General features: G+C 46.8%; 14 protein-coding genes and 1 tRNA gene. 11 read left to right on the plus strand and 4 right to left on the minus strand.

Annotation, left to right across the window (positions count from 1 at the left end; genetic code table 11):
* Positions 1-200: 200 nt before the first annotated feature.
* Both dnaN and RLO19_RS05150 read left to right on the plus strand, forming a co-directional pair.
* Complete coding sequence (gene dnaN, locus RLO19_RS05145) at positions 201-1,403, plus strand: DNA polymerase III subunit beta (RefSeq protein ID WP_446354438.1); 1,203 nt, start codon at positions 201-203, stop codon at positions 1,401-1,403.
* 1,019 nt (positions 1,404-2,422) lie between these two features.
* Positions 2,423-4,264 (plus strand): CHASE2 domain-containing protein, encoded by a 1,842-nt coding sequence (locus RLO19_RS05150; protein ID WP_446354440.1) that lies wholly within the window; start codon positions 2,423-2,425, stop codon positions 4,262-4,264.
* A gap of 160 nt (positions 4,265-4,424) precedes the next feature.
* Here RLO19_RS05150 and RLO19_RS05155 read toward each other — a convergent pair.
* A tRNA-Arg gene (locus RLO19_RS05155) sits at positions 4,425-4,498 on the minus strand.
* 47 nt (positions 4,499-4,545) lie between these two features.
* Between RLO19_RS05155 and moaC the strand changes: the two genes are divergently transcribed.
* Complete coding sequence (gene moaC, locus RLO19_RS05160; protein ID WP_446354442.1) at positions 4,546-5,046, plus strand: cyclic pyranopterin monophosphate synthase MoaC; 501 nt, start codon at positions 4,546-4,548, stop codon at positions 5,044-5,046.
* Positions 5,047-5,220: 174 nt separating this feature from the next.
* Positions 5,221-5,433 carry a hypothetical protein gene (locus tag RLO19_RS05165; protein WP_446354444.1) on the plus strand — a complete coding sequence of 71 codons (213 nt, stop codon included), beginning with the start codon at positions 5,221-5,223 and terminating at the stop codon, positions 5,431-5,433.
* 185 nt (positions 5,434-5,618) lie between these two features.
* Here the strand turns inward: RLO19_RS05165 and RLO19_RS05170 are convergent, their stop codons facing one another.
* Positions 5,619-5,813 carry a hypothetical protein gene (locus RLO19_RS05170; RefSeq protein WP_446354446.1) on the minus strand — a complete coding sequence of 65 codons (195 nt, stop codon included), beginning with the start codon at positions 5,811-5,813 and terminating at the stop codon, positions 5,619-5,621.
* A gap of 743 nt (positions 5,814-6,556) precedes the next feature.
* Between RLO19_RS05170 and RLO19_RS05175 the strand changes: the two genes are divergently transcribed.
* From RLO19_RS05175 to RLO19_RS05205, 7 genes are all read left to right on the plus strand, one after another.
* Positions 6,557-6,793, plus strand: coding sequence for a hypothetical protein (locus RLO19_RS05175; RefSeq protein ID WP_446354448.1), 237 nt, complete (start codon positions 6,557-6,559; stop codon positions 6,791-6,793).
* 352 nt (positions 6,794-7,145) lie between these two features.
* The gene (locus tag RLO19_RS05180) at positions 7,146-8,612 is read left to right on the plus strand and encodes a pentapeptide repeat-containing protein (protein WP_446354450.1); all 1,467 of its coding nucleotides are present in this window, start codon (positions 7,146-7,148) and stop codon (positions 8,610-8,612) included.
* A 465-nt stretch (positions 8,613-9,077) separates the two neighbouring features.
* Positions 9,078-10,463: a calcium-binding protein gene (locus RLO19_RS05185; protein ID WP_446354452.1), complete on the plus strand. Its 1,386-nt coding sequence runs from the start codon at positions 9,078-9,080 to the stop codon at positions 10,461-10,463.
* 143 nt (positions 10,464-10,606) lie between these two features.
* A complete protein-coding gene (locus tag RLO19_RS05190; protein ID WP_446354453.1) occupies positions 10,607-12,700 on the plus strand; it encodes a glycosyltransferase in 2,094 nt (697 codons plus the stop codon).
* A 74-nt stretch (positions 12,701-12,774) separates the two neighbouring features.
* Entirely contained in the window at positions 12,775-13,641 is an 867-nt protein-coding gene (locus RLO19_RS05195) for a calcium-binding protein (RefSeq protein WP_446354454.1), read from the plus strand.
* A 454-nt stretch (positions 13,642-14,095) separates the two neighbouring features.
* Entirely contained in the window at positions 14,096-14,332 is a 237-nt protein-coding gene (locus RLO19_RS05200) for a hypothetical protein (RefSeq protein WP_446354456.1), read from the plus strand.
* Positions 14,333-14,336: 4 nt separating this feature from the next.
* A complete protein-coding gene (locus tag RLO19_RS05205; protein ID WP_446354458.1) occupies positions 14,337-15,419 on the plus strand; it encodes an ATP-dependent 6-phosphofructokinase in 1,083 nt (360 codons plus the stop codon).
* A 130-nt stretch (positions 15,420-15,549) separates the two neighbouring features.
* Here the strand turns inward: RLO19_RS05205 and RLO19_RS05210 are convergent, their stop codons facing one another.
* Entirely contained in the window at positions 15,550-15,840 is a 291-nt protein-coding gene (locus RLO19_RS05210; protein ID WP_446354460.1) for an RNA recognition motif domain-containing protein, read from the minus strand.
* A gap of 275 nt (positions 15,841-16,115) precedes the next feature.
* On the minus strand, positions 16,116-16,334 hold the full coding sequence (locus tag RLO19_RS05215) for a hypothetical protein (RefSeq protein ID WP_446354461.1): 219 nt from the start codon (positions 16,332-16,334) through the stop codon (positions 16,116-16,118).
* Positions 16,335-16,367: the final 33 nt, after the last annotated feature.

Below are 16,367 nucleotides of genomic sequence, written 5' to 3' on the forward strand. Positions count from 1 at the left end.
TTTTTGGACAGTTACCGACCGATAACCTTGGCGAGGCTAACTTTACCCCAGAAATGGGTGAAAACCGGAGGGGCAACCATACCCCTCCACCCCGAAAGGGGTATGCTTCTTAAACCGCTACCGCTTGTTCCTCCCTGGTCTAAAGCTTGCCCGATAAGCGAAGCGAAGGGACACAGGGTTTCCCACAACGAAGGATTTTTATGAAACTAACTTGTAAACAAGGTGAACTCAATACCAATCTTTCTCTGGTGAGTCGGGCGGTTCCCTCACGTCCCACCCATCCGGTGCTGGGTAATGTTTTACTTAAAGCCGATGCCAAAAATCAGCAAGTGTGCTTAACCGCCTTTGATTTGAGTCTAGGTCTGCAAACCAGTTTTAACGCCAACGTCGAAGCAGATGGTGCGATCGCGATCCCAGCTAAACTGTTCAACGACATTGTTTCCCGTTTACCAGAGGGAGACATTACTCTCGAAGATTCCCTCACCGAAGCGGATAATGATCCTGAAACCGAAAGCATATTGATCACCTTAACCTCAAAATCTGGACAATACAAAATGCGGGGAATGAACCCGGATGACTTTCCTGAACTTCCCCAAATCGAAGCGGGGATGGTGATTAAACTCCCGGTTGAAGCATTAATTGAAGGATTGCGCGGATCGTTATTTGCCACCAGCGCCGATGAAACCAAACAGGTGCTGACTGGGGTGCATCTGATGGTTCAAGAAGATAACCTGGAATTTGCGGCGACGGATGGTCACCGACTGGCTGTTGTGGAAACGCCTAACACTAAACCGGTGAGTGCAGAAAACTCAGAGGATGAAGAGAACCCAACCTCTGAAGATACCCTATCGCCCTTTGAACTAACCGTACCCGCTAGAACTTTAAAAGAACTCGAACGGATGCTAGGACTCCCTCAATCCAGCGATACCGTCGCCTTGCGGTTTGAGGTGGGTCAAATTATCTTCCAAGGTGGTAATCATCGCTTGACCAGTCGGACATTAGAAGGACAATATCCGGCTTATCGCCAACTCATCCCCCGCCAGTTTCAACGCCAGGTAGCTATTGATCGGCGTCAATTACTGAGTGCAGTTGAGCGAATTGCCGTCTTGGCTGATCAGAAGAATAATATCGTCAAGTTTGATATTGACGAGTCCGCCCAAAAAATTGCTCTGACTGTGGACACTCAAGATGTTGGTAGTGGTACTGAGTCCCTAGCGGCACAAGTTACGGGTGACAGTATAGAGATTGCCTTTAATGTAAAGTACTTAATCGATGGCTTAAAGGCACTGTCTACGTCAGATATTCAACTACAAATCAATGCGGCGAATACCCCAGTGATTCTCACGCCTCTGGGTGGCTTAAAAATGACCTACCTAATTATGCCTGTGCAAATTCGGGATTGACCTCGCGCCACTAAACGCTTCGCGCTGGCTTCCGGGGATTCTTCCTTCACAAGGAAGAAGCCTTTACTTCGGAAAGAGGACATGGTTGTATAGCAGTAGACACATCGATTAGGACTTTCCTTTCCTGTTGTAGAGACGTTGCATGCAACGTCTGGAACCAAATGATGCGTCCTAACCGCTATGGCGATTGCTATACAACGTCGGTGGTTGTTGGCTTTACCCTCCAGTAGAGACGTCGCCGGCTACGTCTCTACTTATTAATAAAATCTCTATTGGCGATACGCTCATGCCGTTTATTTCCTTTCCAAAGTGCATTGGGGCGATTATTTGACCTTCATCCTACCTAATTTTCTCATTTTAGTCATGAAACTATACATTATTAATGGATATTTTTATCCAAAAATAAATTTATTGTAGTTGACTAGGATAAGCTCAAATACGATGTTCCCTAGAAACCATCGATTAATTTCTCTACCAAACTTTCATTACTATTATTTATCTTTTTGAAACCCTTCCTGATATCTGCTATTATCTATAAGCGGATTTTACCTTTTAAATTGTTCAATAGAATAGGGCAATCAGCAAAACGGTAAAAACGGAAACAATTCTTTTCCTGTAGTCCATTATACAGTTTATCCAGTGATATAGCCACCCTAAAGGAGGCAAAAAAAACAGGGATCAAAAGCATACCCAATCAGGGTTATTATTTCCAAAATGTTAGACACACACTCTCTCGCCATCAATAATTTTTCACCAACTTGACCCCTATCCTCTGGGTGCAATAGACGGACTATTATAAGTAAGACTTGCGGCAATGGGGGTTCACCTTCAACATTTACCTGACATTTTTAAAAAGTTTACAAAGTCTTCATCTTCAGTTTACACAGTCTTCATCATTACTTAACTTAATACTCCTGTCTCATTTTCAAATTGTTGATAACTGTAATGTAAACAGTAAGTTAAGCAAACCAGGGTTCATCAGCGTGCTTACCTTATCAACAGCGAATGATTGATCTGTGATGCAACCCGTAATTGATAAACACGTTATCATCTCTGACCATCTGGTCACCATGGTATTCACAGACCTCGTTAATTCTACCGCTGTCAAAAAATATTTGAAGGGAAATGACATCACCAGCCGCAATCGCCTCTACTTCGACACGATTCTCAAACCCCATCGCCAGCGTGTTGAAGCGAATTTAGTGGCTTACGGAGGGCGTGTAGTTAAAACTGAAGGTGACGCTTATTTTGTGGTTTTCGCCAATGCGTCTCAAGCGGCTCAGTGGGCGGTGGCGCTGCAACTTAGTCACACCCATGAACCCATTGACACTCCCCTGGGTTCCTTACAAGTCAGAATTGGTATGCATACGGGGAGTCCCTTACCCGACGGTGATGATTTTATTGGCGAGGAAGTTGACTACGCGGCTCGGGTTTCCTCTCTCGCCCATGGGGGACAAATTCTGCTGTCGGAAGTGACAACAGATTTGATTTACGAGGCGGGAATTACCAACTTAAGCATTGTTTCCCGTGGCAATCACTACTTAAAGGGTATTGGCAAAGCTCCGATTTTTGAACTGCAATACCTCAACAAGCAGCAACGACAGCGCCAAAAACCCAGATCTTGGAAATCTCGGAGTCTTCAACTGTTGGCAAGTCTGACGGGTGCAGGTATGGCAATGGGTGTCGGTTTGGTGGGTGTGCTACAGCCTCTGGAAATGAAGGCGTTTGACCACTTTATACAAATCCGTCCTCAACAGGAAAGTCCTGACTCACGCCTGCTGATGATTACGATTACAGGTCGTGATGTTCAAGCTCAATCTTCTGCCCAACGCCAAGGGTTATCGTTGACAAATGCTAAATTGGCTCAACTCCTGGAAAAGTTAGCTCAATACCAACCGCGAGTTATTGCTTTAGATCTCTATCGCGATTTTCCGGTAGAACCTGAGTATCGTAATTTAGCCAATCGTTTACGGCAAGACAACCGTTTAATCACGGTTTGTAAGGTGGGGGATACAACGGATAATCCGGGAATTGCGCCCCCTCCAGATATTCCTGTAGACTCCTTACCCGAACGAGTCGGGTTTAGTGATGTAACACTAGACCCAGATGGCGTTGTGCGTCGTCATCTTTTGGGTTTAGCGCCTCCTGAGCAATCTGAATGTCAAATCAGTAATTCTCTGAGTCTAGTCATGGCTTTGCGGTACTTGGAAGATGAGGGCATTACAGCTCAATTGACTCAAAACAATGACTTGCAGATTGGTCAGGTTGTTTTCCCGACTCTAAAAAGCAATAGTGGAGGGTATCAGAATACCGATGCCAGAGGTTATCAAATCTTGGTGAATTATCGGGCTACGGGTTCGGTAGAAGCGATCGCGCCTGCTTATACGTTAGAAGAGGTGCTTTATGAGAATAAATTAACGCCTGAATTGGTCAAAGACCGCCTGGTTTTTATTGGTACTGTTGATAAAACCTTTCACGATATTCATGCAACTCCTTACAATCAAGGTAACCGACCTGAGGCGGCTGGGGTATTTCTGCAAGCCCAGATGACGAGTCAAATTATCAGTGCGGTTAAGGATGGACGTCCTCTGTTGCTGTGGTGGTCCGATTGGGCTGAATATGTTTGGATTGGGGCTTGGTCTGTTGTGGCTGGTTGGGTTAGTTGGCGTTTCCGTTCCCCTCTGGTGCTGGGTTTGGCAGTCGCCGGAATGCTGATTGTTCTCTATGGCTGCTCTTATGTGATTTTTCTCCAAGGAATTTGGGTGCCGATGATACCATCGGGCTTAGCGATCTTTGTCACCAGTGGCATGGTTCGTGTGTATTTTTCTCATCCCGGTCTAAAATACTGGATGCTTTATTGATTCCCCCATTTGGCACGACTAAATCGCGGACTTCTTCGCCTCCTGTATTTTGGACAGATTAGGGGCATGGCAGCACTGCCGTGACCTGTCCATTAAGATGGACTTAATCCCACAGATGCTTAATCCAACAGATTTAGGATATGAAACGTAAACAATTGAACGGGCTAGGAGGGATTCGAACCCCCGACACCGTGGTCCGTAGCCACGTGCTCTAGTCCACTGAGCTACAAGCCCTAGCTGTGATCTCTCACCGATTACTTAGAATATCACATCTTTATCCAATGACGCAAGAGTATTCCCAAAAATCATCCCTCACTCATCTAAATTCTCAGGGTCAAGCCCAAATGGTGGATGTCTCCAGCAAACCCGCTACCCGTCGCCAAGCTGTCGCAGCGGCTCAAGTGCGGATGCAAACGGCGACATTCCAGGCGATTGAGACGGGTAATGCGCCGAAAGGAGATGTTTTAGCCACCGCCCGACTGGCTGGTATTATGGCAGCCAAGCAGACGGCAAACTTGATTCCTTTGTGTCATCCCTTACCCCTACACCAAGTCGAGGTACAAATCCAACCTGATTCTCAACTACCGGGGTATCAGATTCAGGCGTCTGTGACGACAAAAGCCGAAACGGGGGTAGAAATGGAGGCTCTGACTGCCGTTTCTGTTGCCGCTCTTACTTTGTACGATATGGCAAAAGCTTTGGAGAAATCGATTCAAATTGAATCTATCCGCCTGTTGAGTAAGACGGGTGGCAAATCCGGCGAGTATCAATCCCCCAGTTGAGCGAGCTTTCCTATCCCTTCTACGCCAATTGGCGTAGGTAATTTCTGTAAATATACGGATGTCTACCACCTCAAGGAATATTTATATTAAGGCTTGATGAGCTAATTGTACTGAGGGGATTAGCAAAAATCTGTATTGTACTTTTGATAGTTTGCAGTAGGAGATGGGTAATCAATGATTTACTGTGTGGGTATTATTTACGGAACAATAGCCGCTTATTTATTTACCGTTTGGTTTGAGTTGACTGATGATATGAGGACTTTATCTGAGCCACAAAAGGTCTTCTCCTGGGTGACGTTAATTGTTGCTGCTGTATTTTGGCCCCTGGTAATCCCGATTGCTTACACTAAGCTGCTTAAATCTCAAACTTCTAAAAGACTTATTTGAACAGGGTTATATCCTAGAGAATTGGCAGTAATAGGTTGATGAAAAACTTGACTGCCGGATAATAGTAAATAGCTCTACACTCTGTTTTGAGAAACGCTTTGCGGAAACTTAGAAATAATTAACATCAATAACCAAATGTAGGGGCTTGGTAACCAAGCCCCTACAGATACGGGTGGGAAATAATGTTAACCGGGAATCATCATACTCACCGTTTGACTCCAGGGTCCTGATTCCCCTTTGGTGTTGACCCAGCGTAGCATGAAGTAAGCGGTTTTCCCCACATCTTCACCGCTGAATTCCATCACATACGGTGTCGCTGTATCCAAGGCTACAAAGGTTAACTCCTTCGGATCAGTGGGCGGTGAATCACCAATTTTCACCCAAATTTCACTGCCAATTATGCCACTGGGTTTGGCTTTGCGTGTGGGTGTGGTTTCATCAACGAAATGAAGTACGGTGTAACGGTTCCTTGGTACGGTGTAACGGTTCCTCGTGCAATATGACAGAAATCATTGAACCGCTAAAATCTCCCAAAACGTAGCCGATTACGTCTCTACAAGATTCCCCATCTCTCCTATTCAATCTGTTTCAGTTTTAGGGTGGCGTTTATAGAGAAGTTCCGATACAAGGTATCGAGAAAATCAATGATGATTTGGGTTTGGCTCCGGGTTGAGGAAAAGGGAAAAAGAGTAAAATTTTTCCTTGACAAATTAAATGAAGTTATGTAATGTATAAGAAGGATACAGAATAAATTTTAATACCAACGGAATAAAACGTCAGTGAACAAGACTTTTTGGGAACATAGTTTTTCGGGTCAGATTCAGAATCATTCTACCGTTGTTAAAGACGACTTTTACTAATAGCGTGTAGGTTAACACAATGCGGAGCGGCAGCAAGGTTGAAGCCGCCGTAGGGTCAAGGGTTTCTCCCAAGTTCTTTAACGCCAGTTTTAGAGGCTCTATATCATTTGTGCTAACCGACAATTAGAGGATTGAGAGGCGCTGCGCTGATGTCAGACTAAGGAACGCTATTTTGGCTCAGGCTGACTTAGCTAATATCTCCTTAACTGATGCGACTGGACTGACACAGTTAAACTGGTGGGATAGATTTATGGTTAGATCGGGTGCACGCCGTTGAGATGGGTGCACGGGATTTAGATACGGGTGCACGGGATTTAGATACGGGCGCACGGGATTTAGATCCGGGTGCACGGGATTTAGATACGGGTGCACGCCATTTAGCTCCGGGTGCACGGGATTTAGATACGGGCGCACGCCATTTAGCTCCGGGCGCACGGGATTTAAATACGGGCGCACGCCATTTAGATACGGGCGCACGCCGTGCGCCCCTACAATTCTAATCCACCAATTAAGGTGTGCCACGCCAACGCCATCCACAGTTACGTTGTTAACGACTCCTAGTGCCGTTTTTTGATCTACCTATAATCCGGATGGCTGAACTGTTTTTTGAAACATTTACAGCTCGTTCACCTGCAGATTAAAGGTAAATTCAGCCAAATCCAAATCCTAAAGCGTCTCCACGAGTGAGATTAACTTTAGGATGCATCGACATGGGTTTTAAACCCAAGAGTTTTCTAATCCTGAAAAACAATAGAATTATGCCAGCTTTAGACTTTAGTGAACAAGAGTTATTCGGGAATGACTTTAGTGGGCAAAACCTAAATGGTTCCACCTTTTTCAAAGCTAAACTCGATGGGGTCCAATTGGTTGAAACCGCCTATAAGAGGGACTACCTTTGAAGAAGCCGTACTGCTAAATGTTGATGCAACCGGTGCCATCTTTGCCGCCAATGGGAGCTTTGGTCCTGCTACTTTCTTTAAGGCAACTTTAGAAAATGTTAATCTCAGTGACGCCAACCTAAGGGGGGCGAATCTATCGTTAATTAGCACAAAATTCATTACCCTAACCAACGCCAACCTGACGAATGCGAATTTACGAGAGGCGAATCTAAGTGGCGAGCAGTCGGATCGCCCCAACCTCCAGGGTGTCAATTTAACTGGCGCGGATTTATACAAAGCCAAGCTAAAAGCGGCGGATTTTACGGGGGCAAATATTACTAATGCTAGCTTAGAAGAAGCGGATTTGGAAGCCACGCTGCTGATTAATGTCAATGCAACTGGGGCGGATTTCCGCTTAGCTAATCTCACTGATCTTACTCTGGAAAATTCTATCTTTGATTTAGCGAATTTCAGTGGTGTTTCTCTGAGTGATGTGTCAGTCGAACCCGGAGCAACGGGTAATGTCAGATTCCGTGGCGCTGATTTAAGCGGCTTTCTCGCCGATGATGCGATGTTGACGGGGGCTGATTTTAGTTCCTATGTCGCTACCGATGGTACGGTAACCGTAACGAATCTCACGGGCGCTAAATTTGATGATACGGATATCAGTGGCGCTAACTTCACTCAAGCCAACGCTGAAGGTATCTTTATTAATGGGCTTGCGGTTGGCACGAATTTTACTGATGCTAATTTAAGAAACGCGGATTTATCCAAAGGCGACTTTACGGATGCTATCTTTGTCGGTGCGGATCTCACGGGTGCGATCGCGGTTGATGCGATCGGTTTAACCCTAGGCACTTCGGCTAATGATAATTATAGCGGCACATTAGGGAACGATAACATCTTCGGCTTTGATGGCGATGATACCCTTGATGGTGCTGGCGGTAATGATTACCTCGATGGTGGAATTGGTAGTGATTCCCTCATCGGCGGCGCTGGTAGTGATACCCTTTTTGGCGGCGATGGTGCGGATAATCTCAACGGCGGCGGTGGTAGTGATTTTCTCAAGGGCGGCGCTGGCGGTGATACCCTCCTGGGCGGTGCTGGTAATGATACCTTAGTCGGCGGTACAGGGAATGACACGATTACCGGCGGTGCCGACAGCGATACAATTTACTACAGCAGTGGTGATGGTCAAGACCGAATCAATGGATTCGTCACTGGAGTTGGGGGAGATATCTTGTCCTTTACTGATATTACTGCTATTGATGTGCGTTTCGTCAATGGTAATACCCAGTTTCGAGTTGGAGATGGGATAGGCGGCAATAGCGGTTTTGGTACAGGGAGTTTGTTAGTTACGTTGATTAATACTAGCTTCACCCAGGCTGATATTAGCACCAATATTGACCCAACCAATAATACAGTGTTTCAGTTCTCTTAATCGTTCCTCGTTAGGTTTGTAGTGAGGACTTTACTCCTCCGACAAGGGCGGGTTTAATGTAGGGGCGGGTTTTATAGCAGTAGACACATCGATTAGGACAAACGAACTGTTGTAGAGACGTTGCATGCAACGTCTCTACCAAATGATGCGTCTTAACCGCTATGGCGATTCCTATACAACTATCTTTTTGGTTACACCTAGATATAACTAAACCCGCCCCGACAAAGCTTTTGCCATCAGTTATCTGTAAAACCCGCCCCAAAAGCCATCATCCTTAATCACCCAATAAAACCAACACAGGAAATCCAACCCATGATTCCTCCCCGATTAATCCTCCTGATCATGACTTCAGTGCCCCTCTCCTAAGTTGAGGAGAGGGGGAATAATCAGGATAGCTACAGACAAAAAATCACCAAACAATTTGGTGACTTACATAACCAATTCATCGAAAAAAAGAGGTAAACTATGGCAATTATCAATGGCACACCAGAACCTGATATCCTAATTGGGACAGCCAATGCTGACCGGATTCGCGGCTTTGACAAAGAAGACTATCTGGAAGGCTTAGGTGGCAATGACACCCTCGAAGGCGGGGCAGAAAAAGATACCCTATTAGGTGGCGCCGGTGCCGATCGCCTTTTGGGGCAAGATGGTGAAGATGAACTCTATGGTGAGGGCGGTAACGATCAGCTCTTTGGCGGATTTGGCAATGATACCCTGTTTGGTGGCGTCGGTGCCGATCGCCTTTTTGGGGAAGACGGGGAAGATGAACTCTATGGTGAGGGTGGTAATGATACCCTTAACGGTGGAGACGGCAAAGACTACCTGGATGGGGGAGCAGGTAACGATTCCCTAGTGGGTGGCTTTGAAGATACTCTCTATGGCGGTGCTGGGGATGACACCTTAACCTTTGCTGATAACTTAGACGGGAAGAGTGTTCTCTACGGCGATGCTGGGAATGACTCCTTAGTCGGTAGTAACTCTGTGATTGAAGGGGATACCCTGGAAGGGGGCGCCGATAATGACTTCCTCGATGGACTCGATGGTGATGACGTGCTTTGGGGCGATGATACCTTAAGCGCCCCAGGTGCGGATACTCTCGTCGGCGGAGATGGCAATGATACCCTCTATGGGGATGGGGATACCTTGAGTGGCGGTGCTGACTCCCTCGTGGGTGGCGCGGGTGATGATATTCTCTATGGCTTTGCCGGGAATGATACCCTGGATGGCGGAGATGGTTTGGATACCCTCTATGGTGGGGATGGTGATGATGTTCTCAATGGGGGGCTAGGAGCGAGTACAATCTTTGGTGAAGCAGGTTTTGAGACAATCACCGGCGGTGCTGAAGGAGACTACATTGATGGTGGAGCAGATAGTGACTCCCTCTTCGGTGCTGGTGGCAATGATACGCTCTTGGGTAGCGATGGCAATGATACCCTCAGTGGTGGCGCCGGGGATGACTATCTGGATGGTGGAGTCGGTGTAGATCGCATTCTGGGTGGTGCGGGGAATGATACCCTGTTTGGTGGGGAAGATTTGGAGGATCAAACCGTAGCAGATACCCTGATTGGCGGGGCGGGCGCGGATGTCTTTCAATTGCTGTATCTGGAATTTATACCCGAAATCCCTGATCCGGGTGAGCCTCCCATACCGGAACCCGTTGGGGATGTGATCCAAGGCTTCGAGGATGGGATTGACTTGTTTGAGTTAGAGGTGCCCTTGTTTGAGGATCTACAGATCATCGGTAGTGGTAGTCATACCTTAATTAAAGTAGCCGAAACCGGCGAACTCATCGCCACGGTATTAAATACCAATCCCAGTTTGATTACTGAAGCCGATTTCTTGGTGTAGAAAAGGGGCGTGTCTATCCAGGGGAAGCTGGATAACCACGCCTCATCCTTGAGTCGCACCGAACTGTGCTTCAGAGTGATTTCGTCTTACTCCTGCTGTTTCTGGCAAAAGGGACAGTGGGAGCTAACTTATCAGACAGAACTATGCGTATTCTCTTTCTCCATCCTAATTTCCCTGCCCAGTTTCGTCATGTAGCGGCGGCTTTGGCGAAGGATAGCCGTCATCAAGTGGTGTTTGGCACAACTCGTCGTCAAGGGGGCTTACCGGGTGTTCAGAAGGCAGTCTATCGCCCCTCCCGTGAGGCGCGACAGGAAACCCATCATTATATTCGCCCTTTGGAAACGGCGGCGCTGCAAGGGCAAGCGGTGTATCGGTTGGCAGAGCAACTGAAGCGTCGGGGGTTTGTACCGGATATAGTATATGGTCATTCGGGTTGGGGTCCAACCCTATTTATTAAGGATAGTTTCCCAACGGCTCAATTACTCGGCTATTTTGAGTGGTTTTACCACGCCCATGGTTCTGATGCTGACTTTGATCCGAGGGAACCCCTGACGGCTGACGATGAAGCCCGGATTCGGTTGAAGAATGCGCCGATTTTGATAGATTTATATAGTTGCGATCGCGGGCTTTGTCCGACTGATTGGCAATATCAGCAGTTTCCACCGGAGTATCGCTCGAAGCTGACGGTACTTCATGATGGGATTGACACGGAATTCTTCTGCCCTAAACCGGGCGCCAAACTGGTGCTACCGAGGATTAATCTAGATTTATCTCAGGTTAACGAACTGGTAACCTATGTGGCAAGGGGGATGGAACCCTACCGAGGGTTTCCCCAGTTTATGGAAGCCGTTGCCTTACTCCAAGAGCGTCGAAAAGACTGTCATGTGGTGATTGTTGGGGAAAATCGGGTGGCTTATGGCAAAACTCTGCCGGATGGTCAAACCTATAAAGAGTTAATGTTGGAAAAATTTGCCCTAGATCAGGATAGAATCCATTTTACCGGCTGGCTACCTTACCCAGAATATTTACAAGTTCTGCAAGCTTCCTGTGCCCATGTCTATCTCACCCGTCCCTTTGTGTTATCCTGGTCAATGCTGGAGGCACTATCGACAGGATGCTTAGTTGTAGGGTCAAGAACCGCACCCGTAACCGAAGTAATCCAAGAGGGAGTCAACGGGTTATTAGCCGACTTTTTTTCACCCCAGGAAATTTGCGATCGCCTAGAGGAAGCCTTGAACCATCCCGAAAAGATGTCAGCAATCCGAGCCAAAGCCAGGGAAACCATTCAACAGCGCTACAACCTATCCCAGTTACTCCCCCAGCACCTGCAATGGATACAGCAACAAGGGGAAAAAACCAACCTGGTTTATTTCCGGGAAGGAATCAAACAAGAGCCACGATTAACCCCAGCCGAAAACGAGTCAACGGGTAAAATCACAGTAACAGAGACGGTGCAAATTGGCAACCGCACCCTAACTCATCAGGATTTGATTTGCCGACTGAATCAATACCAACTCCTACCCAAGCTCGAACAAGAACTAATTATAGATGATGCGATCGCGCCCTTTCGCTGTACGGAAGCCGAAGCAACCCAGTGCTGCCAAGACTTCTACAAACAGCATCAGTTACTATCAGAATCAGAATATCAAGCTTGGTTGCAGCAGCAAGGCATAACCGAACAGCAACTTATAGAGTTAGCAACCCGGAAATTAAGAATCGAGAAATTCAAACAAGCCACTTGGGGCAACAAATTAGAATCCTACTTTCTGAAACAAAAACAGCAATTAGATCGAGTCATTTATTCCCTGATTCGCCATCAAGACAAAGCCGTAGCACAGGAACTGTATTTCCGCCTACAAGAAAGTGAACAATCCTTTGCTGAACTCGCCCATCATTATTCCCAAGGTGCAGAGGCGAAAACCGGGGGATTAATTGGTCCTGTGACTCTAAATATACCCCATCCCCAACTCGCCAAACTCCTCAGCATCAGCCAACCAGGGCAGCTATTACCGCCAACGCGCCTAGGAGAGTGGTGGCTGATTGTGCGAGTAGAGAAATTTATACCGGCTCAACTGGATCAACCCATGCGCCAAAAGTTACTAGATGAACAGTTCACCGCCTGGTTAACCGAACAACTTCACTCTCCAACTCCAGATTCTTACCCGCATTTAAACCTAATTAATTCATCAGCGAATTTAGACAGAGAGCCTACCTCCTATCTCAAGAAAGGAGCTTAAAAAAGAGTAGGCACCACCCACCACCCTTAATGCCCTACCCTGATTATTCAACAACGGACAACTTACGATAACCTATGCGAATATTAGTAACCATTGCCCACGTTTTTAATCCAGACAGCAAAAGTCGGCACGCTTCCCAAGGACAAGATGCCCAACCCCGTATCCAAGCCTTAACTCAAAGTCTTGCCGTTTTACATCAGCTATTTAGTAAATCTCAAGATATTATCAATATCGCTCAACGAAAAGCCATCCCAGCAAACCAGCCTCACGCTTACGAACTCGACATTATTATTTGTACAACTCAAAAGAAGCATCTTTTAAATCGCCTCCCCCTGCCCGAACATTTCTACAACCACCACCCCACTCAAGCCGAACCCCTACTGTTAGGATTTGAATGTCAAGCCGTCTTACGGGATTGTCTGGGTGACTATGATTACTACTGTTATTTAGAAGATGACCTAATCCTGCACGACCCCTGGTTTTTTGTCAAACTTAATTGGTTTACTCAACAAGCGGGAGACTTAAGCTTGCTGCAACCGAATCGTTATGAAGTCTCCACTCACACCTTAAGCACCAAAGCCTACATTGATGGAGATTTAGCGCCCAAAGTAACCGCACCCTTTCAAACTGTCCAGGAAAAACCCAAAATTAACGGGAAAGTTATGGGAATGCCGATTACCTTTCATCGCGCCCTAAATCCTCATTCTGGCTGCTACTTTTTAAATGCAAATCAGATGGAGTATTGGGTGAGCCAGCCCCATTTCTTAGATCGCGACACCTGCTTCATTAGTCCCCTGGAAAGTGCAGCAACCTTAGGAATTATGAAGACATTTCGGATTTACAAACCGTCACCCAACCAAGCCAATTTTTTGGAGATTCAGCACTTTGGTTCAGCCTTTGTCAGACTAATTGGAGAACGGGTAAGTTTAGCAGCTTGTTGATGAGCGCTTGGCGCGGGGTGTCGGGAACTCAGGTTTCAGGGGAAATCTAGAAACCTGAGTCGGGGCGGGTTTGTCACATCCCTTGTGCAACCGAAAAGATAATCGTGAAACCCGCCCCTACAGAGGCGCTCCAACGGGGCTTGTTGATGGGCGCTTGGCGCTGGGGAATAGGGAATTTAAATCATCAACTCCATCCCCATCCATATTGATATTTTTTTTATAAGTTAAAAATAGAAGTATCAGTTATGTTAGTGTAGCGGCGTGGCAGACCTTATTTAATGTAGGGGCGCATGGCGTGCGCCCTTGACCAACCTGCGCCAAAGAAGTCGTAGAATTGACCAATTAATTAGGGCGTGACACAGTTAAAATGGTGGATTAGATTTGTCGATTTTATGGGCGCACGCCATGCGCCCCTACAGTTTCTGGATGTAATTCTAAATTCATCAAATCAGGTGTGCCATGCTACTACTGGCGTGACCGTCCTAAAAATGTAGGTTGGGAAAACGCAAGGAAACCCAACCAAAGCCTTGGTCATGTTCGGTTTCGTGCCTCAACCCAACCTACGGTGATGAACTATTTTAGCTGGGTCACGCCCCTACATTATGATAAACGTGCCATGTCTGTTGTTCCAGACGTGCCATGGCACGTCTGGAACAATCAGGATGAACCGATTCAACGAACCAAACGATAGTAGTATGGCAGAACACAAACGAATTGGTATTCTCACCAGTGGTGGGGATTGTGCGGGGTTAAATGCGGCGATTCGAGCGGTGGTTCACCGAGCGGTGGGAACGTATAATTGGGAGGTTTGGGGCATTTATCGCGCTACCCAAGGGTTGATGCAACGTCCTCCCCAAGCAGCTCGCCTGGAACCTCAGCAAGTAGATACGGCGCTAACCCTCGCCGGAACGATTTTGGGAACGACGAATAAAGGAAACCCCTTTGCATTTCCCATGTCCGATGGTACCGTGCGCGATCGCTCCTCGGAAATTATTGAAGGGTATCATCAGTTAGGACTTGATGCCCTAATTGGCATTGGCGGTGATGGCAGTTTAGCGATTTTGCGTAAACTAGCGGAAGTTGGCGGGATAAATTTGGTGGGGATTCCCAAAACCATTGATAATGATGTAGGGATTACCGAGCGCTCCATCGGATTTGATACAGCGGTAAATATTGCCACCGAAGCCCTAGACCGCTTACAGTTTACCGCCGCCAGCCATGATCGGGTGATGATCCTGGAAGTTATGGGACGCGATGCAGGTCATATTGCCATCAGTGCCGGAATTGCCGGGGGTGCTGATATTATTTTAATTCCGGAAATCCCCTATACTCTAGAACGAATCTGCCAGCAAATCCAACAGCGCAAACAACAGGGCAAAAACTATAGTGTCGCCATAGTTTCCGAAGCCGTTCCCACGGAATCCGGGGAAGTGGTGCAGAATACCCTTAGTTTTGGCGAATGTCGCTATGGCGGGGTGGGGCACTATTTAGCGGAGCGAATTAGCGCCTTAAGTGGTGCAGAAACACGAGTAACGGTGTTGGGACATACCCAGCGAGGTGGGACTCCCTCACCCTTAGATCGCCTCACCGCCTCGGCTTTCGGTGTCGCAGCGGTAGATTTAATTGCTGAGCAGGACTACGATAAGATGGTCACCTGGCAGAATCGACAGGTTGTCAGCGTACCGATTGTAGACGCGATCAGTCAATACCAAGCCGTGGATGCCGAGGGAACTCTGGTGAAAACCGCCAGAGGTTTGGGAATTTGTCTAGGAGATTAATCACCTTTGAAGTTCTGAGGTTGTAGCGGCAAAGACAAGAAAAGGGACACAAGTCTAAATCAGGCTTGATGTCCCTTACAGTGTACAATCATTTCTGGTTCAAAGAACGTTAAATAGAGTTGCTTTCGCTCTACCAGGCATTACTTGCAGTATGGCGACGCGCTCCACCACGATTATTCTCCCGGGGTCTAGCTTTATTAACTCTGAGCTGGCGTCCCATCCACTCTGCACCGTCGAGTTGAGAAATAGCAGAGTCTTCCTGAGCTTCGTCTGTCATCTCGACAAAGGCAAAGCCTCGAACTCGACCTGTTTCCCGATCTGTGGGTAATACGACTCGTTTGACAGTGCCATAATCAGCAAATACTGTTTTTAAGTCGTCTTCGGTTGCTTGGTAAGACAGGTTTCCTATGTAAATGGTCATTTGAATCGATAAGGCTGAACGAAATACAAAAGTTCAGAGCCACAGACGAAAACTTGAAAATGCAAGCTGCTTAAAGTCTTGTCTGATAATCCGTGGTTAATTTTCAGGGTAATCAACTATGCATGTAGCTGCCCAACAAAAATCTCACCAAAGGTAGAACTGAACTTATAGATATCGTTAATGATAACCCAGAAATGGGTTTCTGGTCGGTTATCTAGCTTACTAAACATGATGAAAGCATTTGAGCGGGGTAAGAGTCTCAAGCCATCGAAGTTCTATTCAATCGAGATAGATTGAGGTCCGCTCGTCCTACCATTGTCACTTCCTGTAGGAGTGGTTGTATAGCTGGTTGAGCCAGTTTGCTGATTAAGCCAACTTTTAACGGGGTCATCTGAAAGATTGAGTCGAAGCACTCCCGAACAAAATCCGCCTAAGAAGGCTACAGGCTGTTGGAACAATTCTTTAACGATAGGGGTGAGTTCATCAAGAAACATCTGTGAAATTCTCCTCCGGTCAATCAAAAGTTT

The organism is Coleofasciculus sp. G2-EDA-02, from assembly GCF_040226375.1.
Lineage (GTDB): Bacteria > Cyanobacteriota > Cyanobacteriia > Cyanobacteriales > Coleofasciculaceae > Coleofasciculus.

Bases quoted from the DNA above. Each gene is read 5' to 3' on its own strand.
- moaC (WP_446354442.1), top strand. From the start codon at position 4,546: ATGACGCAAGAGTATTCCCAAAAATCATCCCTCACTCATCTAAATTCT.
- RLO19_RS05205 (WP_446354458.1), top strand. From the start codon at position 14,337: ATGGCAGAACACAAACGAATTGGTATTCTCACCAGTGGTGGGGATTGT.
- RLO19_RS05185 (WP_446354452.1), top strand. From the start codon at position 9,078: ATGGCAATTATCAATGGCACACCAGAACCTGATATCCTAATTGGGACA.
- RLO19_RS05210 (WP_446354460.1), bottom strand. From the start codon at position 15,840: ATGACCATTTACATAGGAAACCTGTCTTACCAAGCAACCGAAGACGAC.
- RLO19_RS05180 (WP_446354450.1), top strand. From the start codon at position 7,146: ATGGGGTCCAATTGGTTGAAACCGCCTATAAGAGGGACTACCTTTGAA.
- dnaN (WP_446354438.1), top strand. From the start codon at position 201: ATGAAACTAACTTGTAAACAAGGTGAACTCAATACCAATCTTTCTCTG.
- RLO19_RS05165 (WP_446354444.1), top strand. From the start codon at position 5,221: ATGATTTACTGTGTGGGTATTATTTACGGAACAATAGCCGCTTATTTA.
- RLO19_RS05150 (WP_446354440.1), top strand. From the start codon at position 2,423: ATGCAACCCGTAATTGATAAACACGTTATCATCTCTGACCATCTGGTC.
- RLO19_RS05195 (WP_446354454.1), top strand. From the start codon at position 12,775: ATGCGAATATTAGTAACCATTGCCCACGTTTTTAATCCAGACAGCAAA.
- RLO19_RS05215 (WP_446354461.1), bottom strand. From the start codon at position 16,334: ATGTTTCTTGATGAACTCACCCCTATCGTTAAAGAATTGTTCCAACAG.
- RLO19_RS05190 (WP_446354453.1), top strand. From the start codon at position 10,607: ATGCGTATTCTCTTTCTCCATCCTAATTTCCCTGCCCAGTTTCGTCAT.